Raw genomic sequence first — 23841 nt, forward strand, 5'->3', positions numbered from 1 at the left:
AATAGACTCAATCTATTTCTAGGAGGATAAAATATGATTTCTACTATTGGTATTGTTAGTTTATCTAGTGGCATTATCGGAGAGGACTTTGTCAAACACGAAGTGGACTTAGGTGTCCAACGTCTCAAGGACCTGGGACTCAATTCTATCTTTTTGCCCCATTCGCTAAAAGGATTAGACTTTATTAAGAATCATCCTGAAGCGCGTGCAGAGGATTTGATTCATGCCTTTTCTGATGATAGCATCGACATAATCCTATGCGCCATCGGTGGAGACGATACCTATCGCTTACTACCTTATCTTTTTGAAAATGACCAACTCCCAAAGGTTATCAAACAAAAAATTTTTCTTGGCTTCTCGGATACAACCATGAACCATCTCATGTTGCATAAATTAGGAATCAAGACTTTTTATGGTCAATCCTTCTTAGCAGACATTTGTGAATTAGACAAAGAAATGCTAACCTATAGCCTTCACTACTTTAAAGAATTGATTGAGACGGGAAGAATCTCAGAAATACGCCCTAGCAATGTTTGGTATGAGGAACGAACTGATTTTAGTCCTAAGGCTCTGGGAACACCTCGTGTCAGTCATGCAAATACCGGTTTTGAGTTGTTGCAAGGAAATGCACAGTTCGAGGGGAAAATCCTCGGTGGTTGCCTCGAATCCCTCTACGATATCTTTGACAACTCTCGATACGCAGATAGCACGGAGCTCTGCCAAAAATACAAACTTTTCCCTGACTTGTCAGACTGGGAAGGAAAAATCCTCTTGCTAGAAACAAGCGAAGAAAAGCCTGAGCCAGAATACTTCAAAAAGATGTTGCAGACTTTAAAGAACACTGGTATGTTCGAGGCTATCAGTGGACTCCTGGTCGGAAAACCTATGGATGAAACTTTCTATGACGACTATAAAGAGGCACTATTGAATATTATTGACAGCAATATCCCGATTATCTATAATCTAAATGTCGGCCACGCAACTCCAAGAGCAATTGTACCCTTTGGGGTCCATGCTCATGTAGATGCACAGGAGCAAGTCATCCGCTTTGACTATAACAAAAAATAAATAGTTTCTCTATTTTTGTGCTTTTGTATTCGTTTTCGTTACAATTTGTATCTGAATTTATTGCATTTCGCTAATTTCTATGTTATCCTTTTGAAGGAGGTGTATATGACAAAACAAAAAATTAATCGAATCGTAGGTTCTATTGGTGCCTTTATTGGAATTATAGTATTTATTGCCTACATACCTCAAATTATCGCTAATTTACAGGGAAATAAAGCTCAACCATTTCAACCTTTATCAGCTGCTATATCTTGCTTAATCTGGGTTATTTATGGATGGACAAAGGAACCTAAGAAGGATTGGATACTAATCATTCCAAATTCAGCTGGTGTTATTTTAGGTGGAATCACTTTTTTGACTTCACTCTAACAAATCTAATAGTATATATAAAAAGCTGGGAAAAGTTTCTCAGCTTTTTTCTATATTCTATTCTCAGATATGCGAGTTACCTGTACACACTAATGACCGCTTTTCCACTCACAATCATTCTCATGGTCATCAACCAGACCTGCAGCCTGCATAAAGGATAAAACGGCGACTGGTCCTGTAAACTTGAAGCCTCGTTTTTTGAGATCTTTGGCTAATTTTTCAGACAAAGGTGTTTTAGCTGGGGCTTGGCGGTAATCGGGAACATCGTTAACGATCGTTCTCCCCTCAACAAAAGACCAAAGATAGACATCAAAAGAGCCATATTCTTCCTGTAGTCGTAGAAAGGATTGGGCGTTAGCGCGTGTAGCAAAAATCTTGGCTCTATTTCGGATGATGGCTGGATTATCCAGCAAGCCTTCCAATTCAGTGTCGGTCATCTCTGCGACCGCTTGAATTTGATAGCCATGAAATGCTTCTCGGAAAGCTTGACGTTTGTTGAGCACCGTTTCCCAAGACAGGCCTGCCTGATAGGTTTCCATACACAACAACTCAAACAATGCTTGGTCATCATGGAGGGGCTGGCCCCACTCCTCATCATGATAGGCGATGTAGAGCGGATTGGTCATCTTGACCCACGAACAACGTTTTGTCATGCTCTGCTCCTATTTGACCAACATTTTAAGAGCCGACTTGATATAGTTCTCAGCTGTATCTGTCGTTCCTTCAAAGAATTTCTTGATTTTCTTGAGCTCTGTTGCCTTGTAGCCCAGAGCCAACATGGCTTCCATGGCTTCTTCCAATTCTTGGTTTTCTACGCTAGCTTGCACTGCCACCTTAGCAGGAAGGTCATCTCCTACAACTACTACCTTGCCTTCCAAGTCCAGCACCATCTGCTGGGCTGTTTTCTTGCCAATTTTAGGAAACTTGGTCAAGTAGGTGATGTTCTTGGTTTCGATGGCTTGAACCAAGCCAGCATTGTCATCGGCAGCGATAATAGCGAGAGCTGATACAGGACCAATCCCAGAGACCGAAATCAGACTAAGAAAGAGCTTTTTCTCATCTTCTGAGCGAAATCCATAAAGCAGATGGGCGTCCTCACGCACGACTTGGTGCACATAAATTTGAGCTTCTTGATTGACCTGTCCTGAATAGGCATAAGGATTGGCCACATGCAGGATATAACCGATACCATTGGTTTCAAGAACAATGTATTTGGCCGTGATTTTGGTAATGATTCCTTTTAAATATTCGTACATAGTTTTCCTTTTAGTTTAATATTTCCCCAACTCACGGAGACTGGTGTGATTTTCCTGAATGCGTCGGAACATCTTTTCCATATCCGACTTGGTAAAATGCACCAAAACAGGACGTCCGTGAGGACAGTTATAGGGATTGTCACATTGAGAAAGCTGATAGAGGAGTTGTCTAGCTGAATGATCATCAATACGATGATTGGCCTTGATAGATCGCTTGCAAGACATCATGATAGCCAGCTCTGCTCGGTATTTCTTGATAGAAACTTCCTTGGTCAAAAGGAGCATGTCGCACATCTCATAGATGCCTGATTCAATCTCTTCTTCTGCCATCCAAATAGGATGTTCACGTAAAATAAATTGATTTTCTCCGTACTCTGCTAGAAAGACGCCCACTTCCTCTAAGAGAGACATTCTTTCCTTGAGACGCAGGGCATCATCCGCAGGAAATTCAAAGATATAGGGCACTAGGAGTTGCTGCTGGCTCTGGTCAACATTGCCAATGCTTTCACGGTACTCCTCGTACTTGACCCGTTCCTGAGCAGCGTGCTGATCTATGATGTAAAGTCCATCTCGCCCTTGGGCAAAGAGATAAGTCCCGTGCATTTGCCCGAAAAATTCCAACTCTGGGAAGCTGGATGATTCTTCTCGCTCCAGCTTGTCATAAGCCTTATCAAGACTCGCAAGGTCTAACTCTGGGTGATCTAGCTGGTCGTAGTTAGCAGGCTTTCTCTCTGCAAAATGCAGTTTGCTAAGCTTAGTCAGCTGCTCCAAGGTTTCCTTGGCAAATAGGGTTAAATCCTGTCCTTCCTCAGTCAATTCCACCTGATAATCAGCTACTTCAGCTTGACTAGGTCTTGTCGGATCTGTTTTCTCATAGTAGAGCGTATTTTCTTTGAGTGGAAGAATAGTTTGTTCCACCTTCTCACGATTTCGCACAGTCGATTTGGCAAGATTTTCCAAGGCATCTGGTATCAAGGTTTGTTCCTTGAGACTATTGGAAATAGCTTCTGAAACCAAGGCCATCAATTCTTTTTCCTTGGAAATCCGCACCTCTTGCTTAGTCGGATGCACATTGACATCCGCTAGATAAGGATCGATATGGATGTGAATGACAGCCAGTGGAAAACGCCCCACCATAAGCTTGCTGCCATAACCATCTAAAATAGCACGATTGAGTAGGAAATTCTTGATATAACGACCATTGATGAAGAGGCTGATATAGTTGCGATTAGCCCGAGTCAACTCAGGCAAGGATACAAAACCTGAAATTTCGAAATCAAGGTCAGAATTTTCAATTTCAATCATCTTCTTGGCGCTAGCTAAACCGTAAATCCCTGCGATAGCTTGGCGCAATTGACCTGTTCCCGCTGTTCGCGTCATTTCCTTACCATCACTAATCAAACTAAAAGAAATCTCAGGATGGGCCAAGCCCAGACGGTTAACAATATCAATGATATGAGACAACTCTGCTTGCTGGCTCTTCATATACTTGAGGCGGGCAGGCGTATTGAAAAAGAGATCCTCCACGCAAACCTTGGTTCCCACAGGACTAGTCGCTGGGATGACTTCTTCAACTTCTCCCCCACGCGCAACGAGCTTTGTTCCGTGACTCGCACCATCCACCGCCGTCAACAAAGTCAGGACACTGACAGATGCAATAGAAGGCAAGGCTTCACCACGAAAGCCAAGCGTCCTAATCCGAAAGAGATCTGCCTGATTTTTTATCTTACTGGTCGCATGACGACGCAGAGCCAGCTCTACCTCATCGTGGGCAATTCCATGACCATTATCTGTGATTTGAATCTTCTTGAGACCTGATTCCTCAATCTCAATGATAATCTGACTAGATCCCGCATCAATAGCATTTTCTACCAACTCTTTGACCACACTGGCAGGACGTTCAATAACCTCTCCAGCCGCGATTTGGTTTGCCAGCACCTCTGGCAATTCAATAATATGAGACATTTTTCAGCCCCTTTCTGTATCTATTTTCCTAGAAATTGATTAGTGCTATTATACCATATTTCAGATAGGACAGAAAAGCTCCACCACATAGGATACAAATCCCTCCACATAGACAAAGTCCCTTGCCAGGTGTCGTAAAATAGTGTTTAATAAAGGTGTACAAGAAGTGATCACAATTTTGTATGAAAAACAAGGAGAGAAATTTATGAAAGTAGAACTACAGATTAGTGAAACTTACGAAGAGGAAAAGCTGATTGTTCAAGCACCTCAGCCGACAGATAAAGTCCAGAAAGTCATCGAGTTCGCAGAAAATCTTGACCAAAAAGAAACAATCAAAGGAAAGATTGATGATCAAGTCTATCTAGTTAAGGTTGGTAAGATACAACGCTTCTATATCGAGAATCGGAAGGTTCTAGCAGAAACGGCGAGTCAGACCTACAGCATTGATTTGCGACTCTATCAGGTTCTTGAAATTCTGCCGACCAATTTTATCCAAATTTCCCAATCAGAAATCATCAATATCAACTCCATCTCCCATCTCAAGCTAACTCCCAACGGTCTAGTAGAAATCTTTCTAAAAAACGAAAGTTTCACCTACTCTTCACGCCGTTACCTAAAAACCATCAAGGAGAAATTAGAACTATGAAAAAACAAGTATTTCACGATGCAGCTGCCGGTGTTCTTATCGGCCTCATCCTCTCTATCATCTTTTCACTCATTTATGCACCAAATACCTACGCACCACTAAGTTCCGACTCTCTCATCGGCCAAGTGATGGCTCAACATCAGGTTCACGGTGCCCTGGTCTTGCTCTACTGCACACTGACCTGGGCAGCCATTGGTATTCTCTTCAACTTTGGCAAGCGATTATTCAGCCGTGACTGGAGCTTGCTCCGTGCAACTCTGACCCATTTCTTCCTCATGCTAGTAGGCTTTATCCCATTAGCAACCCTAGCAGGTTGGTTCCCCTTCCACTGGATTTTCTATCTCCAGCTCATTCTTGAGTTTACAATTGTCTACCTCATCATTTGGACTATTTCCTATAAAAGAGCATCAAAAAAAGTAGACCATATCAATCAACTCTTGGAGCATAGAAAGTAAGAACCTCATAATAAGCAAATCCGAGAAAGAAACTTCTCGGTTTTTCTTTATCCTGCTGTACCTTACTATCATAGCAGTTATTTTCAGATCTTCTTTGTAAATTTTCTGTAATTTTCTATCTTTTTTCAAAATATTCTTGCATTTTCCCAAAGTTTTTTGTAGAATATAGATTACATATCCAGATTATTCTGAAAATTCAAAAAGGAGTATTTATCATGTCACAAGCTATTTCCTTAAATCAATCAACCTGGGCAAGCAAGCTAAAAGCAATGGGACCTGGAATCCTAATGGCAACTGCCGCTGTTGGAGGTTCCCACATTGTATCTTCCACTCAAGCTGGCGGTTCTTACGGTTGGTCTCTACTTCTCTTGGTCATCTTAGCCAATGTCTTTAAATATCCATTTTTCCGTTTTGGTGCTGAATACACAGCTGATACTGGAAAGACTTTGGTTGAAGGTTATGCCGAAAAAGGAAAACTCTATCTCTGGATTTTCTTTATCCTCAATGTTTTTTCGGCTATGGTCAACACAGCTGGTGTCGCCATTCTGTGCTCAGCTATCATCGCCAGCGCCTTCCCAATGATCGGTCTTAGCATCACTCAGTGGTCCCTCATTCTCGTTGCAGTCATTTGGGCTATGCTACTCTTTGGAGGCTACAAACTCTTAGATGGTATGGTCAAATGGATTATGTCTGCCTTAACCATTGCGACTGTTCTTGCAGTTATCATCGCAGCGGTCAAGCATCCAGAATACAGTTCTGATTTTGTCGAGAAGACACCTTGGCAAATGGCAGCTCTGCCCTTCATCGTCTCCCTCCTAGGATGGATGCCGGCTCCTATTGAAATTTCAGCTATCAATTCACTTTGGTCAGCTGAAAAGAGAAAGACCGTCAACTTTAACACAGAAGACGCTCTGTTTGACTTTAACACTGGTTATATTGGAACAGCTATCCTAGCCGTCTTCTTTGTAGCACTGGGAGCACTGATTCAGTATCCTACAGGGCAGGCGGTTGAAGCTGCTTCGGCCAAATACATCTCTCAATTCGTGGGCATGTATGCCTCTGTTCTTGGCGAATGGTCCCGTTACTTGATTACCTTTATTGCTTTCCTGTGTATCTTTGGAACAGTTATCACTGTTATTGATGGCTATTCTCGTGTCAATCAGGAATCTCTCCGACTGCTAATCAGTCAAAAAGAAGACAATCGTAAATCTTTGAATATCTGGATGACCATTACTGCTATCATCGGTATCGTCATTATCAAGTTCTTCTCTGGTCAGGTGTCAACCATGCTCCGCTTTGCCATGATTGGCTCTTTCCTGACAACACCTTTCTTTGCTCTTTTGAATTACGCCTTGGTAACGCGTGAAAACAAACATCTTCCTTCTTGGCTCAAACACCTTGCCATTGCAGGATTGATTTTCCTCTTTGGCTTCGCCATCTTCTTTATCTACGCACTCGCAATCGGAAAAGCAGGATAATCGACAAAGTGCGAGATAAAGATAAGGTTTCATTTCAAGAGAAAATGCAGCAAATATTTCTATGATAAAAAGCATAAGAACAAGGTTTCGAATACCTGAACTTATGCTTTTTTACGTTCTCAAAGACTGTTTATACTCAAAAAACAGCTAGCAAATCCCAAGCGCCTCTTATATTGACTTTAATTCTCCCTTTCCAACTCATACAAATCTGCGATAATAGCTGCGACACGTTTGATATCTTCCAGCATGCCTCGCATTTCAAAATCAGCCAATACAGGGAAACCAAAACGTTGACTGTATTGCTTGGCTGTCAGGCAGTATTGGTTATTAAAGTTACGATTTCCTGAACCAACCACACCAAAACACTTACTAGCATTGTCACCATAGGCGATAAAATCTCCCACTGGTGTCGTCAAAATCTCGACATCTCCGTTATCCACACCATTCCCACCTTCGAGATAGGTCGGCAAAAAAGCGACATAGGGATGGTCCATTTCATAGAAATCGTGACCTTCCTTGACCAAATCCTTGATATGAATCTTTTGAATCTCAATCCCTTTGTACTGGGACAAGAGATAGTCTTTCAGGCGTGTCACAAAACTCTCAGTGTTGCCACTCAAACTAATATAAACTAAAGAAATTGTCTTCATATGTACCTCCATGATTTTATTTTTAATCGAAAAAGAACTACCAAGATTGTATCTTGATAGTTCTTTTTTGTCAATACTTAAGCAAGTTCTTCTGTTTCTTCTTCTGCCAAGACTTTCTGCTGACGCCACATCTTATAGAAGACAAGGGCTAGGAAGAGAACATTGATGACGATATAGAAAATACTGACAGCTTTTGAACCAATACTCATTGTCAAACGCATGCTTTCATCTTGAACCAACTGCACAGCGTCCTGTAAACCAACATAGCCATAAATCGAACCGATAATAGCTAACAAAACATAGCCAACGTAAGTATAGTTTGCATATTGCAAATTCTTACGAATAAGGAAGACAATCGCTACGACCACTAAAATAACAGATAGCACAATCAAGGCCATATTAAAAATAGAATGATACGCTTCTGCTACTCCATAGTTATAATTAAGCTGGTCTTCTAATTGCTGAGCACTGACCCCTGCAACTTGTTTCTGAGCAGCACGAAGGGCTTCTTTACTAGGCAAGGGACTCACAATCCCAAACAGAGACGGAACTGAAATAAGGGCAGACAAGATTAACAAGACCCATAGATAAATCGGTTTCTTTTTCATGATAGAACCTCCTAATAATATTATTCATATTATAGCACATTTTGTAAAGGAATACAAATCTTATAGTATCGTTTCTACCTGTTTTCGGTAGGCTTTTGGCGATTTTCCGCACAATTTTCGGAACACTTTATAGAAATATCCAAGGTTACTGTAACCAACAGCATAACAAATATCTTCGATACTGTCACTGGTTGAAAGCAAGAGCTGCTGGGCGGCCTTAATACGTTGTTTGTTTAGTAACTCTGCGAAGGTCGAATCGGTTTCTCGCTTAATCAACTGCCCTAGATAGACAGGATTGATAAAGAGAGCCTTACTGATATCCTTGAGAGAAAGCTCCTTTTGGTAATCACGACCAATGACTTCCAGCACACTGACCACATTTTCATTCATACGGTATTGACCGAAAAAGCTGGTCAGAGTTTCCTTGATATAAGAAACCAATTCATCGAAGGATTGAATAGCATGAATCGTTTTGACAATGTCCGTCATATCATCAGCTTTGAGATGTTCAAACAAGTGAAAGACATCCATGACAAACTGGATAAAAAGCTGTTTGGTAATCGGAACACGGGGTGTATTTTCAAGAACCACCTTCTCCAAGAGGTTTAACTCTTCCACGATTTGATTGAGGTTCCCCTGAATGATAACCCTATAAATCGGTTCGTAATAGGCAAAGAGACTCTCAGACTGTTTTAAATTTACAGAACCGTAAAAGAGGGCTTTCTCAGCATTCAGCTTCCAGCGTTCAAAGTGTTCTTGATAGGGAGCTTCAAAGGGAGTAACGACTAAACCATCTAGGGGTTGATCAGAAATAAAAATCTGCCAGTCTTGACCCAATACATAGTAGGGAATAGTGAAAGAGCCTTGTTTTTCCTTGGATAGACCTATCCACCAATTCTCCTTACCTCCTAGATAACTAACAAATCCAGCCTCGTCTAAATCTTGACTGAGGGTCTGACTTTTCTTTCCTCTCTCGCCGAGCTGACCTGCAATCTTCTCCAGCAGATTTCCTAACTCTACCTTATCAACAGGCTTGACCAGATAGTCCACCACACTAAGGTTCATGGCTCTTTTTACATAATCAAACTCCTGATAACCTGAAAGCAGGATATAGGCAGCATCTGGTAAGATTTCTTTCATCTCCCGAATCATATCAAGCCCTGTTTTGTCGGGCATATTGACATCTGAAATGATGACATCGACGGGATTGTTCTGAACATATTCTAGGGCTTCATCGGCATGACTGGCTGTTGCGACGACCTCCATATCCCACTTATCAAAGGGAATCAAACGTTTCAGACCTTCTGTCACCATGTACTCATCATCTACTAATAATACTTTATACATTTTCTCCCTTTCTACTCATCTTGAATTGTAATACGATACTGAACACCTGCTTGCTCTGCAGACTCTATCGTAATGGCATAGCGGTCTCCAAAATAGAGCACAAAACGCTCATGTACATTGACAATCCCGATAGACTGCCTTTGATCACTGTAGCTGGCTTGGTGTTCAAAATGTCTCTGACTTAATTTTTCTCGAATACTTTCCAGCTTTTCAGCAGACATCCCACGACCATTATCTACCACTAAAATTTCCACAAAACCATCCTGTTTAAGAGCCTTGATACTAATCACATTATCTGTCCGTCTATGGTCAACACCATGCGCGAAATAGTTTTCTACCAGCGGTTGCAAGGTGAACTTAGGAATCTTCATATTCTCTAACTCTGGGTCTATCTTGAAACCATAGGCAATGGACTTGGGATAGCGAACCATGCAGAGATAGCTATATTTACGGCAAAATTCTAATTCCTGTTTGAGAAGAGTTTCTCTTTCGTCAGAAATATTGTTACGCAAGAGACTACTGAATTCATAAATGATATCTGCCAACTCATCTTGACTCTGCATAACTGCATACATGCGCAAGAATTCCAGCGTATTATACATAAAATGAGGATTGATTTGCGCCTGCAGGGCTCGCATATTGGCATCTTTTTGACTAAGCTCTAACTGGTAAATATCATGGATATTCTTTTCCAATCGATCCAACATATCATTGGTGGTCTCTGCGATTAGGAGCAATTCCTGATCCTTTTCAAGTGTGTCAATGCGAAGACCTTCTTCCCCTTGGGCAATAGCCTGAATGGAATCCACCAAATCCACTACCTGCTTTTGGTAGTTAGCAAAGGTCTGCCTCAACGTCAGATAAAGAATGACAATAAAGAGAAGGCTCAAGCTCACAATCAAAGCAGAGCTAGTCACTGTTCCTTGTAAAACAAAGTTTTTGGGAACTGCCACCTGAACCTGATAACCATGAGAAGTTAAGCCAACTAGCCAATTTTCACTCTCCTTATCAACTGTTTCACCAATATGAAAAATCTCCGTATCAAAAGGTGAGGTCACTGTTACTGCCATCGGAGTATGACCTCTAGTATTATCAATGGCATGGTATAAAACAGCAGGATCCAAGGAGATGTAAATCACTCCTAAGTCTTGATCTGACACTGGATCTGACACCGGAATGGCAAAACTATTTCCTGCTGGTTTGAAATCCTCAGCCCTGATTTTTTCTCCACTACGTTTGTCTTTAGTAGAAACATAGACTTCCTTGTAATCTTGAAAAGCAATGGCCACTCCAGTTACAAAATCATTTCGAACATAGAGGTCATCAACATTTTCATGCAGAGAGACCGATACATAAGGCGAAGCTTTCCGCTCTAATTGCCAGTAAAAATAGTCTGGCATGCTAAGGCTAAAGTATTTATAGATTCCCTCAATACGAGCTTGATTTTCAACTAAAGCCTGAGCTATTTGGGTTGACTCTCTATGGTAATATTCAATTTCACTCACTGTTCTAGCAGTTACACGCTGGGCTACTCTCTGGGCTTCCTTTTCCCGTGAATCCCAGTCAGCATAGGAGAGTAAGATTGCAAAACTCGCAATAATAATGATCATAACTGAACTGTAGGTTCGCAGAAGCGTATGTAGCCAAAACTGCTTCATTCTATTTTGTCGCCAATTTTTCATGGATACTTTCATATACCGGTTCCAACATATCACTGATAAAGAAATGCCACATCCCAATTCCTACAAAGAAAAGTAGGGCAGGCATATAGTAACCAATTGCCACAAGTAGCACAGTTCCAAGGAGAACCTTGCCCACAGCTGCTAGACTCATAAAGATGCCAATCAAGGATAGTTTGAGACTATTTCGATAAGACAAGTCAAAATAAACTTGTAATTTCAAAGATACTGTATAAGCCAAAAAGATCAGGGCAACTACTAGAACATTTAAAAAGGTCGCAATCAAATGAATAATAGTCTGATGAGGCAATTGCACCAAGAGATACAAGCCATAGACCAAAACTAGATCCACTCCTAAAAAGCTATAGAAAATCAGGTTGCTTGAGACGAAATTTTGCTTATAAAGAGACCACGCCTCCTTCAAGCTATATTCCCGAAAACTATAACCATGTTCTGCATATAGGCTCATCAAGGTAGCACTAGCTGGCGCTAGACCAAGGATAATCCCTCCTACTAAAGTTAATAGCCAAAAGAAGGCTGTCGCAATCATCCCTAAAAAGAAACGATTAAAGACAAAGTCTAAAAATCTCCCCATGATATCCTCCTAAAAATAACTATGAAACTATTATATCATATTTCAAGCGTTTTCAAAAACTTCTAGTATCCATTTACAATCCCATCAAACAGTGGTACAATGAGAATTGTGAAAAAATTATCAGGAGACAATTCATGAAAAAATCTATCTTAACTACACTGCTTTTTGCAATTCTTTACTTCCTCTGCATGGGGATTGGTGTCCTTTTGGGCAATCTCTTTGACCAAACTGGAAACATGTTTTATGCGCCTGCCTTTACTGCCCTTGTCGGCGGTAGCGTCTATATGATTCTGGTCTCAAAAGTTCCGCGTTTTGGAGCCATTACAACTATCGGCCTTGTTATTGCTCTCTTTTTCTTGGGAACTAAACACGGTGCCGGTGCCTTCCTTCCTGGAATTATCTGTGGGCTGCTAGCAGATGGAGTAGCTAACCTCGGAAAATACAAGAACCAAACTAAGAATTTCCTTTCTTTCATACTCTTTGCCTTTAGCACAGCAGGACCAATCTTGCTTATGTGGATTGCGCCCCAAGCCTATATGGCTACTCTTCTAGCAAGAGGAAAATCGCAAGAATATATCGACCGTATCATGGTTGCGCCAAACCCTGGAACTGTCCTTCTATTTATCGCAAGTATTGTCATCGGAGCCCTAGTGGGTGCCTTGATTGGACAAGCCTTGAGTAAAAAATTTGCACAGAAAATCTGATTAGTTAAAAAGAGCCAGGCGGCTCTTTTTTATTTATGGCTCAAGACTTGGTCAAGAAGTCTCCCAAGAATTGATACTCTTCGAAAATCTCTTCAAACCACGTCAACGTCGCCTTGCCGTAGGTATATGTAACTGACTTCGTCAGTCTTATCTCCAACCTCAAAACAGTGTTTTGAGCAACCTGCGGCTAGTTTCCTACTTTGCTCTTTGATTTTCATTGAGTATGAATTTAAAGATAATCAAAATGATAATGATGGTTGCCAAGATAGTTTTATCGTGATTGTAGCGGTTAAATCCATAGGCGATAGCTACGTTACCAATACCACCAGCTCCAACCGCACCGGCCATAGCTGTTTCCCCAACAAGGGAAATCAAGGTCACAGTCGTCACACGGATCAAATCTGGAAGACCTTCTAGTAAGCCTGATTTGCCTAGGTTAAACTTTTTTACCTGAAAAACTTCTTTTTTCTAGTGATAAAATCAACCCTATCACACTCACTACCAAAAATACCCACCAACAAAGCCTGATATCTTGCAAAGCTAAGAAGGAAAATACAGACATCCCCAAAGGTAATGTTAGGGAAACAATCATACTCAAGAGATTATTACTTCGAGCTAATACATCCGCGCTCAAATTAGACAATAACAGAGTATCTAATTTAGGCATTGATTTCGACATCAAATACATGACAAAGGTTAAGCAGGCAACACCTACTAGAGGAGAAAAATCTAAAATATTAGCAGTAGCAAGCAAGACAAACAGACTTGCATTGAGCGATAGCAAACTTGAAAACGACAATTTCCCAAAATAATCATTGGGGGTTAGGCTACCAAGAATAGCTCCTCCCAAGCTAACACATTCAATTAAAAATAGGGCTTGAGCATAGCTGAGATGATAGATAGTATGGTCTAATAAGTAAAAGTGATAAATACCTCCAACAGCTCCTCCCAAAGTATTCATTACCAAAATGACAAGGATCATTTTAAACAAAGATTTACTTTCTCTTTGCCTAAAGATATCATCCATGTCCGCATAGATTGCCTTAACTTGTTGAAGTAAACTAATCGACTCATTCTCTACCGTTACAGACAAATACGTCAATTCTCTTCTATTTTTGAACAAAATAAGAGAAGATAGTAAAAAGAAGCCAGCATTCACAATTGCAACAAAAGAAAAATTTTGATTGCTGGTTGTGAGTAACCACACTCCTAAGGCTTGACCTCCTAGATTTGATAAATAGGAGACAAACTGAGTAAAGGAATAAGCTTCATAGAGCTTATCTTCCGAAATATTATGCTGGATAATCGGCATACGAAGGCCTGCTGTATAATCCGATAAAATATCTGAACAGATATTAACCATACAGATAAAAGCAAACGTTACGAAGTTCTGATCATGAATCACACTAGCAATCAAAAGAAATAGTAGACTTTGCACACAACCAACCCAGATAATTATCCCTGCTTTATTCCGAGTATGATCAGCCTTAATCCCAACATAAAAAGTAAATAGAAAAGGTAAAATCGTAATCATATTCGCCATAAATACAGCTATATTTTTAAAGGGTAGACTCGCAGCATAAACGATAAATACCAGATTATAAATATAAGCTCCACTTGAGCTTAAAAACCTCGATAAGGTCAGTATCCTAAATAAATGATGTTTTAAGAATAGTTTCATAATAGGCCTTTCTCACATTTCAAAGAGTATTCTATTGAAATCAGTCTAACAAAAAAAGCGGGACTCCCCACTTTTTTGTAATATATTTTTTCTGAAAATAGAAACTCTAGCGCCTAGAAACTGCTAATTATCAATCCATCTACAAGCCTATTTATTTTGCATCAATAGATGTAACGAGAATATATTACAAATCTTTATTTGAGAGCTGATTTGCAAAATAATTTTCATAGTATCTTGCACCACCTACATACTCTAAATCTTGTAAGATTGTAATGCCTCTCTGGATTTTTTCAAGACCCTTATTTTTTACATTAAAAATAGTATCATAATACCCTTTAGCAATCATATAAATGATTTTAAGATAAGCTTGAGATTCTGGCAATTCTCGTTTTTCAATCTGAAAGATAAAATAATCTGCTTTTAATTTATCCTTTTCCTCTATCGCTTTAAAGAGTCCATTAATTAAAATGGTGTCAATACCAACTTTGTTACTAGGTAAAGAGCCTAATAAATCTGTCTTTTGTAACATCTCCCTAGAATATTTAAAATAGAGGGGCAGAGGAAACAAAGTAGAAATCGTTGAAAATAGTTCTAATTCATAATTTCCCCAGATATCAATAGTAAAAAAATAGTCATAGAGAAAAGTCAGTTCTTCATCCGTTGCTCTTATTTCTGAATCAAAAAACACAAGAAGGCTTTTGATACGAATCATTTGTAAAAGATAGCTTGTTTCACCACTTGATCTATACTTTTGAGTCATCTCTTCATACAAGGAATGGAGAGAATCAATCCCTTCTCTGTCATATAAATCCCAAAGATTTTCTTGAAAAGCCAGAACCTTTTTCTGAGAAAAACCACGTACCAAGTACATAAATTCATTCAAATCAGAGTGAATGTTATCTAAGGCAGTAATCAATTTCATAGATGATAAGTCTGCTTCTCCACGCTCAAATTTGCTCAGCATGGAATAAGTAAACTCTCCTCCTGTCGCCTCCTGTAGGGATACATTCCGACTCTTTCTCAATTCTTTAAAAACTTCTCCCAGATTTTGCATATTGACTCCCCACAATTCTGAACTCTCTAACTCATAAAAATAACAACCGATAGTAGCTAGTACAGAGAATTTTAATACTCAATGAAAATCAAAGAGCAAACTAGGAAGCTAGCCGCAGGTTGCTCAAAACACGGTTTTGAGGTTGTAGATAAGACTGATGAAGTCAGCTCAAAACACTGTTTTGAGGTTGTGGATAGAACTGACGAAGTCAGTAACCATACCTACGGCAAGGCGACGCTGACGTAGTTTGAAGAGATTTTCGAAGAGTATAAGTCTTGACTATAACGACAACTCCTAAGAATGATGTACAGATTGCCTAGATTTTTTTATTTATGACTCAATTTCTTGGTCAAGAAGTCTCCCAAGAATTGGATTGCAAAGATAATCAAAATGATAATGATGGTTGCCAAGATAGTTACATCGTGATTGTAGCGGTTAAATCCATAAGCGATGGCCACGTTACCGATACCGCCAGCTCCAACCGCACCAGCCATAGCTGTTTCCCCAACAAGGGAAATTAAGGTCACAGTCGTCACACGGATCAAATCTGGAAGACCTTCTGATAGGTAAACACCCACGATGTCCCAGAAAGTCGCTCCGCTCGCTTGAGCCGCCTCAATGACACCACCATCTAACTCAGCCAATACCACCTGTACTTGACGTGCAAAGAAGGCAAAGACTGCAAAAGATAGTGGTACGATAGCCGCATTTGGACCAATGCTTGTTCCTACGATTAGGTGTGAGAAGGGTGACAAGACTGCCAAGAGGATGATGAAAGGAACCGCACGGAAAATAGAGGTAATCTTGTCTAAAATCCAGAAAACGACCTTATTCTCCAAAACACCACCTGGTGCTGTCAAAACAAGGAAGAGACCTGCCACCAGTCCCAAGAAACCTCCGATGATGAAAGAAAGAACTGTCATATAGAGGGTTAGGTAGATGGCTGTTCCCCAGCCTGCCTGACCAGCCCAACCCATCTTATAGACGTTTGGTAAGTATGCTTTAATCAATTCTGCCATCTTACTGTCCTCCCTTCAATACTTTTAGCTGTACGCCTGCTTGACGAATGGCTTCTTGGGCACCTGCCAACGCTGCTTTTTCACCTGACAAGACCACAACTAATTCTCCAACAGGAGTACCATCGAGAATTTCGATATTTCCATAGAGGATATTAGCCGTTACTTGGTAATGCTTATACAATTCATTCAAAAGTGGCTCGTCTGTTGAAGCACCTGCATACTTGAGCTGTACCAAAATGCTATTTTCAGACAAGTATTCCACGATTTCTTGCTTCTCGATTTTGACCATAGCTTCATCAATGCCTGTGGCTGTTGAGATAAAGTCTTGAGTCAAAGGTTGTTTAGGGTCTGAGAAGATTTCAAGCACACTACCCTCTTCAATCAAATGCCCGTCCTGCATAACTGCTACACGATTGGCAATGTCTTTGACAATCTGCATTTCATGCGTAATTAAGACAACAGTTAAGCCTAATTTTTGGTTCAAATCTTGCAACAAGGCCAAAATCTGCTTGGTTGTCTTAGGGTCAAGGGCAGAAGTTGACTCGTCTGAAATCAAGATTTTTGGATCATTTGCTAAGGCACGCGCAATGGCTACACGCTGTTTTTGCCCTCCAGATAATTGTGAGGGGTAGTTTTCAGCGCGATCTGCCAAGCCGACCAAGTCCAACAACTTAGCAACTTTAGCCTTCTTCTCTTCCTTGCTAAGTCCAGAGTGTTTAAGGGCAAAGGCTACATTCTCCTCTGCTGTCTTTTGGCTCATCAGGTTAAAATGCTGGAAAATCATTCCAATATCTTGACGTTTACGACGCAACTGTTCTGCCGTCAAGGTCACCTTGCCATCAAAAATCACATCGTCGTCAATGGTAATTTTCCCTGCAGATGGTTTTTGCAAGAGGTTAATCACCCGTACAAGGGTTGATTTCCCTGCTCCAGAATATCCAACGATTCCGTAGATATCCCCTTCTTGGATGTGAATGGTCACATCCTTGACCGCTGTGATAGTTCTCTTCTTTTGATGAAAAGTCACATCGATCTGATCTAACTTGATAATATCTCTACTCATAGCTTCTAATCAGCTCCTCTACTAATTCAATATGGGTGTAATAATCGGCGATTCGCACGTTCTCATCTCCACCGTGGTCTCGGCTATTGGCATTTCCTAGGCCAAAGGCCACCATTGGTACTTCTAGGGCATCAAAAACCGTATGCATAGGACCTGTCCCCGCTGTAGTCGGCAAGACTGAAACGCCCTGTGGATAGAATTTCTTGGCCAACTCGATCACATTGAGAATGGCTGGTGCGCTCATATCGCTTCGATAGCTCATCTCTCCCAAGGTATAGTATAATTCTACCTTATCAAAGCCATTTTTGTCTAGCTGTTTCCGAATTTTTTCCAGAACATCATGCGGTTCTAAGCCCGGAACCAGACGAACTTCTAGCTTGGCACTGGCTTCTGCAGGCAAAATCGTTTTGACTCCTAGTCCTTGATAACCTGACTGGATTCCTTCGATATTAAGCGCTGGCTCGAAAAAGAAACGTTTTAGAAAGGCCATCCGCTCCTCCTGTAAGAGAGGCAACTCCAATCCATAGATCCGACTAACTTCCTCTGGGTTTCGTTGACCATAAGTTTCTAGCAAGGCCATTTCTCGTTCATTTGGCTCTTGCACTTCTTCGTACAAGCCTTCAACCAAGATACGGCCATCTGCAGCGCGAAGAGACTGTAGGGCTTGGAGGAGATACCAGGGAGCTGATTCCACAACCCCACCATAACTAGAATGGATATCGACATCCGCACTTTTTACCTTGGCATCAAAGGTCACAATCCCCTTATTTCCACCAGAAATTTCCAGCTGTTCCAAGGCATTTTTGGTCCCTTGTTCCCAGACCAACAAATCCGCCCCACGGAGTTTATCCGCATGTTTTTCCAGATACTTATCTAGGTCTGTCGAAGCCGATTCCTCCGCACCCTCCATGATAAAGCTGATATTGACAGGCAGGTCATCGTGGTGCTGCATGTATTTTCTCAAAGCACTCAAACGAGCTGTGATATGACCCTTATCATCGTCAACCCCACGCCCATACATGAAACCATTGCGCACCGAAAGCGTAAAGGGATCCTCTGTCCACACTTGATCTCCGTCCGCTGGCACAGTGTCATAGTGGTTATAGAAAATCAAGGTTTTGGCATCTGGACGCGAACTCTTGAAATGCGCCATGACAAAAGGCGCCGTGTAAGACTCATCAATCTCCACTTCAGCCCCAACACGCTTGAAAATCTCACCCAGATAGTTGGCAACTTCTTTGAGACCCACCTGTTGGGCAAAGACCGACTTCTTAGAAATCAAGGTACGCAAAACCTCAAAATAATGCTGGGCTACATGATCCTTTTCAAATTTTTCAATCTGTTCTTGTTCACTAGGAAAAACCATATTCTCTCTACCTTTCTATGAACTACTCTTCCTGACAATCCATGCTCTATACAAAAGCAAGAGGTGGAATTCTCTCTCCCACCTCCCTGTTTCTTATTACCAAACTGGTTGATCCAAACCGTCTGATGTTTCTTCGATAACTTTTTTCACTTCATCTGTATGGTAAGCTGCGATCACTTTCTTGATAGCATCAGCTTTTGGTGATGTTTCCCAATCTTTTTTCGCAACGATGATGTTGTACCATTGTTTTGAGTTTTCATCAGCTTGTTCTTTGAAAAGTGCTTTCTTGTAGTCCAATTTTGCTTCTGTAACGAAGGTATTGTTTACAACGGCAGCGTCAACTGATGACAATGAACGAGCTGTTTGGCTAGCGTCCAATTCAGTGATTTTCAAGTTCTTTGGATTTTCTTTGATGTTAGCAACTGTTGCAAGAGCAGTTCCTGAAACGTCCAATTTAATCAAGCCAGCTGATTGAAGCAAGTAAAGCGCACGGCTTTCGTTTGTAGCATCGTTCGGTACAGCGATTTCTCCGTTTGCTGGGATGTCTTCTACTTTAGTGTACTTGTTGTCACTTCCATTCAAACCTGAGTAAAGGCGGATTGGAGAGATGTAAGTATCAGCAATCGCTACAAGGTCTTTCCCGTTTTCCTTGTTCCAGTTGTTCAAGAAGTTATAGTGTTGGAAAGCGTTCAAGTCTACTTCGCCATCAGCAGTTGCCTTGTTTGGTTGTGAGTAGTCTGTGAACTCTGTAAATTCCAAAGTGATTCCGTCTTTTTTAACCAATTCTTGAACTTTATCCCAACGAGCTTCTTCAGAACCGCTACGGTTAACAGTTGCAATTTTGATAGTTGTTGCATTGTCTGCTTTCTTTTCTGAGTTTCCGCAAGCTGCAAGAGCCAAACCTGCGACTGTAGCAAGGGCTGCTAGGCCAAGCCATTTTTTAATTTTCATGATTCTTTCTCCTTAAAAATAATACCGTACTAGTATCTCATACTTTGTTCAATTGCACAAATTGTTATTAGATAATCAGATATATAGTTTAAAACTATATCCCTAAAAACTGAGAAATCACCCATCTTACTCAGAATGGATGACTTCAAAAAATTATTTAATATCAGCTTCTGCTGGTAGATAAGTATCTCCGAAGAATTGTTTAGACAATTTTTCAAGCGTTCCGTCTTTGTAAAGTTCTTTGATGCGTTTGTCTACAAATGATTTCAACTCATCTTGACCTTGAGCAAGAAGTGGGTAAACGTAAGGTTGTTGGTCGCTTGGAAGTTCGATAACTTTCAAGTTGTCCAAACCTTGGTTCTTGATAACTGTTTCAACACCAATTTTATCAAAAATCTTATAGTCAAATTGTCCATCGCTCAAACGTACCATGATTTGTTGGAAGTCTGCCTTAGTATAGTTAAGGATAGTTGGGTTGTCCGGGTGTTCAGCGTTGTATGCTTCTAACTGCTTAGCTGATGTAGTGGCTTGAACGACTTCCGTCGATTTTCCACCGATATCAGCGAGAGACTTGATGCTAGAGTCGTCTTTCTTCACTACAAGGACATTAGGGTTTTGGGCAATTGGTGCGGCATAAAGGTATTTCTCCGCACGTTCTTTAGTGTAGCTAAGATTGTTGACAGCCATATTGTAACGGTCAGCGTCAAGACCAGCAAAGACACCTGACCATTCTGTCTTTTCAAACTTGACATCATATTTGTCAGAATCTTTAAAGATAGCGCGAACGACTTCAATCTCGTAACCAGTCAATTCGCCATTTTCTTCATAGATAAATGGTTTTGGCGAGCCATTGGTTGCAACGATGATTTCTTTCTTGCTAGCTGCTTCTCCTTCTTTCTTAGCACCACCTGAGCAAGCTGCTAACACACCTGCAGCAACAAAAGCAAGGGCCGCAAGAGATGAGTATTTAACGATTTTTTTCATGTCATTTCCTCCAAAATAGAATACCTTATAATCTTAACAGAAAAAGACTATTTACGCCATTATATGATATCTATCTCTGTGATAAGTTTTCTTTATGGCTGATTTATACTCAATGAAAATCAAAGAGCAAACTAGGAAGCTAGCCGTAGGTTGCTCAAAGCACTGCTTTGAGGTTGTAGATAGAACTGACGAAGTCAGTAACCATATATACGGCAAGGTAAAGCTGACGTGGTTTGAAGAGATTTTCGAAGAGTATTAAAAGACCAAACGCAAGACTGCAATTAAGACCACTCCAAAGAGAACTGTTCCGACTAGATTGCGGTAGCGAAAGGCTACCCAAGCTGTTGGAAAGACGGCTAAGAAGTCCAGCCATTTGATTTGAGGAAAGCTCCCAACCTTGCCTGTCACTACGCTTGAAAGAATCAAGGCAAAGATAATAGAAACGGGCAAGAACTTCAAAAAACGTTCAACAATCGCAGGCAAACCCTTATACTTGACTAAGATGAAGGGAATCATACGGGGAATCCACGTCACCAAGCCAGAGAAAATAACTGCTAATAAAAGATACTTACTGACCATCTAAAACCACCCCCATTGTACAACCAAGTAGCGTCGCAAAGAGAACAGCTAGCGACTGAGACACCACTGTCAAGAGTAAAAAGAAGGACACCGCAACAACTGCTAGGATAATGAGCAAATTGCGGACAGGAATCCGTCTTTGCATAATCTGGAATTGCGAAGCAAAAATGCCGATAAACATCCCAACTAGGGCAAAATCTAAACCAAAGATTTCTGGATTTGGCAGCAGGCCACCCAGAGCCGTTCCGACCACTGTTCCCACAAACCAAGCCACATAACTGTTGAGATTGTTCCCGTGCATCCACATAGGATTGACCTTGTCTGCATGGGCCAATTCGCCCATCAAAACACCATAAGTCTCATCCGTCAAGATACTAGACATACCGATATTGTGCCAGAGACTAGTATGACGAAAATAGGTCGACGCATGCAAACTCAACAAAAAGAGACGCAAATTGATCAAAAAAACCGTCATAGCAATAGCTGCCACAGGAGCTTGAACCGCAATCAGTGCCAGCATGGCAAACTGGGCACTCCCAGCATAAACAAAGAGGCTCATCAAGCCCATCTCCACAGGTGTCACATAGGGCGCACCAATAATCCCACAGGCCAGGCCGATACTGACATAACCAAGTGCCGTTGGCATAGCTGCCTGCGCCCCCTCCCAAAATCCTTTTTCTTTCATCTTTCTCCTCATATTGTCTTAATAAATGGGCTGAAAAGGCTCCAGCCACAGCATGGACTATTATAACATATTCAGGAAAGAGAAAAAAGTCTGCTGATTGTAATCAGACAGACTCCATTTTATTCTATAGTATCAAAAACAAGACTTGGTTTGGCATTGAAATCCAAGTCTTGCTCATATTCAGATTCATCCATTATGCGATGCTCATGCCGTATTTTATAATGAATCATATTTTAAAAATACCAGACCACACTACTCCCTGCTTATATTTAGCTTCTTTCTTTTGGACAAATTTTGCCAAATCCAATAACTCTGTCGGTGGTTCACCTTTAAAGCCCAATAATTCTTTAGAGACGGCAAATGAGAGACGTACAGCTAGCAAATCTTCACTAGTACTAGAGAACTGTTTTGCTGTTTCCAGCAATTGCTTCCTAAATTCTTCCGTCAAGCTAATTTCTTTATTATTGTACAGGGAATGAATTAAAATTTGTAACTGACTCTGTTTTTCCATCGTTTACCTCATTTTATCTAGGACGCCAAGGACCATATTTAGCCCAACCATCCACCATAACATTTACAGTGTGTTCCAAATTAGAAATATATTGTACAGACTTCCAGTTGCTAGGTGAAATTTCGTTTCTTTCATGGACACCTCTAAAAATTTTTAGAAGTTCTTTTCAAATAATCATGCAACATTCATATAAAATAAATTTTAACAATTAGTATCATTCTTTTTGAAAAAATTACAAATAACTAATAAATAAATTCCTATAGATAGTGTAAATCCATTTATTAAAATACCCAAAATTTTTATATCTGTATAAAATTGAGGAATAATCAAAAATAGAATGGCAAATAAAGCATATAAACTTGAATTAGTCGAATATATCAATCCCATAGTGTCGTATCTATACTCTGAGTAAATCATTTTTTCAAACATATTTCCTGATATACCTATTAAAATAAATGCTAAAAAAAATAACAACAACTTTATTAACGGAAATGGAGTAATAAATACTAGCATGAGTGCTAATCCAGATACAGTATAATCAATAAAGAAAAACATTTTATACGGAATTCCCACTCTAGGAGCCAAAATTGCTCCTATCAAATCGGCAAATCTTTGAGCTCCTAGTACCAATCCCAAATATTGAATAGGTATGCCTTCTGATAAAAGATACAGTGGCATTAAAGTTAAAAGTAGATCTGTACCCCCACTTAAAATTGACTCTGTAACTACTATAAAAGAGGCAAATTTTGATTCTCGAAAAGCAGAAACAGTTTCCAAAAATTGGAAAGAAGAATTACTTTCCAAATCTACCTTTTCAGGTCGAACACTTTTAGTATTGTTTTTGGAACCGGGCAATCTGATTTTAATCATAAAATAAATAGCAGCCACAAAAAACGGAATACTTAAATTAAAAACAACAAAATAAGATAGAAGCCCTAATAGTAGAGATGCAGTTAAATTACTAATAATATCTAACACATTTGATGCCAAGTATTGAACATCTATCGATTTCTTTATTAGCATGTCATCATTATTTAAAGTTTCTGGAACAATTTTCATCTGCAGTGTATTTAATAAATTAGTTGATAATGCGAACAAAAAATTCAATACATAGATATACACAACACG

28 protein-coding genes and 1 pseudogene are annotated in these 23841 nt (G+C 40.3%); 8 read left to right on the forward strand and 21 right to left on the reverse strand.

All coding sequences use genetic code 11. The annotated features are described in order from the left end of the window. The first annotated feature begins 33 nt into the window (after nt 1–33). Together AC6I9F_RS09220 and AC6I9F_RS09225 are read left to right on the forward strand one after the other, a co-directional pair. Complete coding sequence (locus tag AC6I9F_RS09220; RefSeq protein ID WP_498021862.1) at nt 34–1068, forward strand: S66 family peptidase; 1035 nt, start codon at nt 34–36, stop codon at nt 1066–1068. A 105-nt stretch (nt 1069–1173) separates the two neighbouring features. Beyond that, nucleotides 1174–1437: a SemiSWEET family transporter gene (locus tag AC6I9F_RS09225; protein WP_000166114.1), complete on the forward strand. Its 264-nt coding sequence runs from the start codon at nt 1174–1176 to the stop codon at nt 1435–1437. Nucleotides 1438–1526: 89 nt separating this feature from the next. On the opposite strand, the gene AC6I9F_RS09230 is transcribed toward AC6I9F_RS09225, so the two are convergent. Genes AC6I9F_RS09230 through mutL form a run of 3 tightly spaced genes read right to left on the reverse strand, consistent with a single transcriptional unit; the run spans nt 1527 to nt 4658 of the window. After that, entirely contained in the window at nt 1527–2090 is a 564-nt protein-coding gene (locus tag AC6I9F_RS09230) for a DNA-3-methyladenine glycosylase I (RefSeq protein WP_498021865.1), read from the reverse strand. A gap of 9 nt (nt 2091–2099) precedes the next feature. Beyond that, nucleotides 2100–2693, reverse strand: a complete 594-nt coding sequence (ruvA, locus tag AC6I9F_RS09235) for a Holliday junction branch migration protein RuvA (RefSeq protein ID WP_498021867.1) — start codon at nt 2691–2693, stop codon at nt 2100–2102. A gap of 15 nt (nt 2694–2708) precedes the next feature. Further along, nucleotides 2709–4658 carry a DNA mismatch repair endonuclease MutL gene (mutL, locus tag AC6I9F_RS09240; RefSeq protein ID WP_498021869.1) on the reverse strand — a complete coding sequence of 650 codons (1950 nt, stop codon included), beginning with the start codon at nt 4656–4658 and terminating at the stop codon, nt 2709–2711. Nucleotides 4659–4863: 205 nt separating this feature from the next. On the opposite strand from mutL, the gene AC6I9F_RS09245 reads away from it, so the two are divergent. The 3 genes from AC6I9F_RS09245 to AC6I9F_RS09255 all read left to right on the forward strand — a co-directional run bounded on the left by AC6I9F_RS09245 (nt 4864) and on the right by AC6I9F_RS09255 (nt 7237). After that, entirely contained in the window at nt 4864–5304 is a 441-nt protein-coding gene (locus AC6I9F_RS09245) for a LytTR family DNA-binding domain-containing protein (protein WP_153219793.1), read from the forward strand. Then, the gene (locus AC6I9F_RS09250) at nt 5301–5759 is read left to right on the forward strand and encodes a DUF3021 domain-containing protein (RefSeq protein ID WP_498021871.1); all 459 of its coding nucleotides are present in this window, start codon (nt 5301–5303) and stop codon (nt 5757–5759) included. Before AC6I9F_RS09245 ends, AC6I9F_RS09250 begins: the two co-directional genes overlap by 4 nt. Nucleotides 5760–5974: 215 nt before the next feature. Further along, the gene (locus AC6I9F_RS09255) at nt 5975–7237 is read left to right on the forward strand and encodes an NRAMP family divalent metal transporter (RefSeq protein WP_173225074.1); all 1263 of its coding nucleotides are present in this window, start codon (nt 5975–5977) and stop codon (nt 7235–7237) included. Nucleotides 7238–7416: 179 nt separating this feature from the next. Here the strand turns inward: AC6I9F_RS09255 and nrdI are convergent, their stop codons facing one another. The 5 genes from nrdI to AC6I9F_RS09280 all read right to left on the reverse strand — a co-directional run bounded on the left by nrdI (nt 7417) and on the right by AC6I9F_RS09280 (nt 12116). Further along, complete coding sequence (gene nrdI, locus AC6I9F_RS09260; RefSeq protein ID WP_498021873.1) at nt 7417–7887, reverse strand: class Ib ribonucleoside-diphosphate reductase assembly flavoprotein NrdI; 471 nt, start codon at nt 7885–7887, stop codon at nt 7417–7419. Nucleotides 7888–7964: 77 nt separating this feature from the next. Then, a complete protein-coding gene (locus AC6I9F_RS09265) occupies nt 7965–8495 on the reverse strand; it encodes an ABC transporter permease (RefSeq protein ID WP_498021875.1) in 531 nt (176 codons plus the stop codon). Between the two features lie 60 nt (nt 8496–8555). After that, complete coding sequence (locus AC6I9F_RS09270) at nt 8556–9842, reverse strand: response regulator transcription factor (RefSeq protein WP_049513076.1); 1287 nt, start codon at nt 9840–9842, stop codon at nt 8556–8558. A gap of 11 nt (nt 9843–9853) precedes the next feature. Next, a complete protein-coding gene (locus AC6I9F_RS09275) occupies nt 9854–11524 on the reverse strand; it encodes a sensor histidine kinase (RefSeq protein WP_080976840.1) in 1671 nt (556 codons plus the stop codon). After that, on the reverse strand, nt 11502–12116 hold the full coding sequence (locus tag AC6I9F_RS09280) for a YesL family protein (protein WP_498021877.1): 615 nt from the start codon (nt 12114–12116) through the stop codon (nt 11502–11504). Before AC6I9F_RS09280 ends, AC6I9F_RS09275 begins: the two co-directional genes overlap by 23 nt. A gap of 134 nt (nt 12117–12250) precedes the next feature. Between AC6I9F_RS09280 and AC6I9F_RS09285 the strand changes: the two genes are divergently transcribed. After that, the gene (locus AC6I9F_RS09285) at nt 12251–12820 is read left to right on the forward strand and encodes an MptD family putative ECF transporter S component (protein ID WP_498021879.1); all 570 of its coding nucleotides are present in this window, start codon (nt 12251–12253) and stop codon (nt 12818–12820) included. A 92-nt stretch (nt 12821–12912) separates the two neighbouring features. Here the strand turns inward: AC6I9F_RS09285 and AC6I9F_RS09290 are convergent, their stop codons facing one another. The 4 genes and pseudogenes from AC6I9F_RS09290 to AC6I9F_RS09305 form a co-directional block, all read right to left on the reverse strand. After that, a complete protein-coding gene (locus AC6I9F_RS09290) occupies nt 12913–13038 on the reverse strand; it encodes a hypothetical protein (protein WP_257379697.1) in 126 nt (41 codons plus the stop codon). Next, nucleotides 13016–13240 (reverse strand): annotated as a pseudogene (locus AC6I9F_RS09295) (hypothetical protein); the annotation flags it as partial. The pseudogene AC6I9F_RS09295 and the gene AC6I9F_RS09290, both read right to left, overlap by 23 nt. 16 nt (nt 13241–13256) lie before the next feature. After that, the gene (locus AC6I9F_RS09300) at nt 13257–14501 is read right to left on the reverse strand and encodes an MFS transporter (RefSeq protein WP_498021881.1); all 1245 of its coding nucleotides are present in this window, start codon (nt 14499–14501) and stop codon (nt 13257–13259) included. Nucleotides 14502–14685: 184 nt separating this feature from the next. Further along, complete coding sequence (locus AC6I9F_RS09305) at nt 14686–15555, reverse strand: helix-turn-helix domain-containing protein (RefSeq protein ID WP_498021883.1); 870 nt, start codon at nt 15553–15555, stop codon at nt 14686–14688. A gap of 81 nt (nt 15556–15636) precedes the next feature. Here AC6I9F_RS09305 and AC6I9F_RS09310 point away from each other — a divergent pair, with 81 nt between their 5' ends. Next, entirely contained in the window at nt 15637–15801 is a 165-nt protein-coding gene (locus AC6I9F_RS09310) for a hypothetical protein (RefSeq protein WP_498021884.1), read from the forward strand. Between the two features lie 80 nt (nt 15802–15881). Here the strand turns inward: AC6I9F_RS09310 and AC6I9F_RS09315 are convergent, their stop codons facing one another. The 5 genes from AC6I9F_RS09315 to AC6I9F_RS09335 form a co-directional block, all read right to left on the reverse strand. Then, nucleotides 15882–16574 (reverse strand): methionine ABC transporter permease, encoded by a 693-nt coding sequence (locus AC6I9F_RS09315; protein ID WP_173270475.1) that lies wholly within the window; start codon nt 16572–16574, stop codon nt 15882–15884. Between the two features lies 1 nt (nt 16575). Further along, a complete protein-coding gene (locus AC6I9F_RS09320; protein ID WP_138704585.1) occupies nt 16576–17637 on the reverse strand; it encodes a methionine ABC transporter ATP-binding protein in 1062 nt (353 codons plus the stop codon). Continuing rightward, nucleotides 17630–19003: a M20 family metallopeptidase gene (locus tag AC6I9F_RS09325; RefSeq protein ID WP_276145111.1), complete on the reverse strand. Its 1374-nt coding sequence runs from the start codon at nt 19001–19003 to the stop codon at nt 17630–17632. Before AC6I9F_RS09325 ends, AC6I9F_RS09320 begins: the two co-directional genes overlap by 8 nt. Nucleotides 19004–19099: 96 nt before the next feature. Beyond that, entirely contained in the window at nt 19100–19954 is an 855-nt protein-coding gene (locus AC6I9F_RS09330; RefSeq protein ID WP_000694496.1) for a MetQ/NlpA family ABC transporter substrate-binding protein, read from the reverse strand. Nucleotides 19955–20107: 153 nt separating this feature from the next. After that, a complete protein-coding gene (locus AC6I9F_RS09335; protein WP_173274946.1) occupies nt 20108–20938 on the reverse strand; it encodes an amino acid ABC transporter substrate-binding protein in 831 nt (276 codons plus the stop codon). A gap of 112 nt (nt 20939–21050) precedes the next feature. Here AC6I9F_RS09335 and AC6I9F_RS09340 point away from each other — a divergent pair, with 112 nt between their 5' ends. Beyond that, nucleotides 21051–21197: a hypothetical protein gene (locus tag AC6I9F_RS09340; protein ID WP_498021887.1), complete on the forward strand. Its 147-nt coding sequence runs from the start codon at nt 21051–21053 to the stop codon at nt 21195–21197. On the opposite strand, the gene AC6I9F_RS09345 is transcribed toward AC6I9F_RS09340, so the two are convergent. The 4 genes from AC6I9F_RS09345 to AC6I9F_RS09360 form a co-directional block, all read right to left on the reverse strand. Further along, a complete protein-coding gene (locus AC6I9F_RS09345; RefSeq protein ID WP_004263021.1) occupies nt 21194–21517 on the reverse strand; it encodes an AzlD domain-containing protein in 324 nt (107 codons plus the stop codon). The genes AC6I9F_RS09340 and AC6I9F_RS09345 overlap by 4 nt on opposite strands. Then, entirely contained in the window at nt 21507–22202 is a 696-nt protein-coding gene (locus AC6I9F_RS09350) for an AzlC family ABC transporter permease (protein ID WP_078135725.1), read from the reverse strand. The genes AC6I9F_RS09345 and AC6I9F_RS09350 overlap by 11 nt, the downstream gene beginning before the upstream one ends. 226 nt (nt 22203–22428) lie before the next feature. Beyond that, nucleotides 22429–22713, reverse strand: coding sequence for a hypothetical protein (locus tag AC6I9F_RS09355; protein WP_000415011.1), 285 nt, complete (start codon nt 22711–22713; stop codon nt 22429–22431). Nucleotides 22714–22914: 201 nt separating this feature from the next. Then, nucleotides 22915–23772 carry an MFS transporter gene (locus tag AC6I9F_RS09360; protein WP_498021889.1) on the reverse strand — a complete coding sequence of 286 codons (858 nt, stop codon included), beginning with the start codon at nt 23770–23772 and terminating at the stop codon, nt 22915–22917. Nucleotides 23773–23841: the final 69 nt, after the last annotated feature.

The sequence above is a fragment of the Streptococcus nakanonensis genome (genome assembly GCF_059738785.1).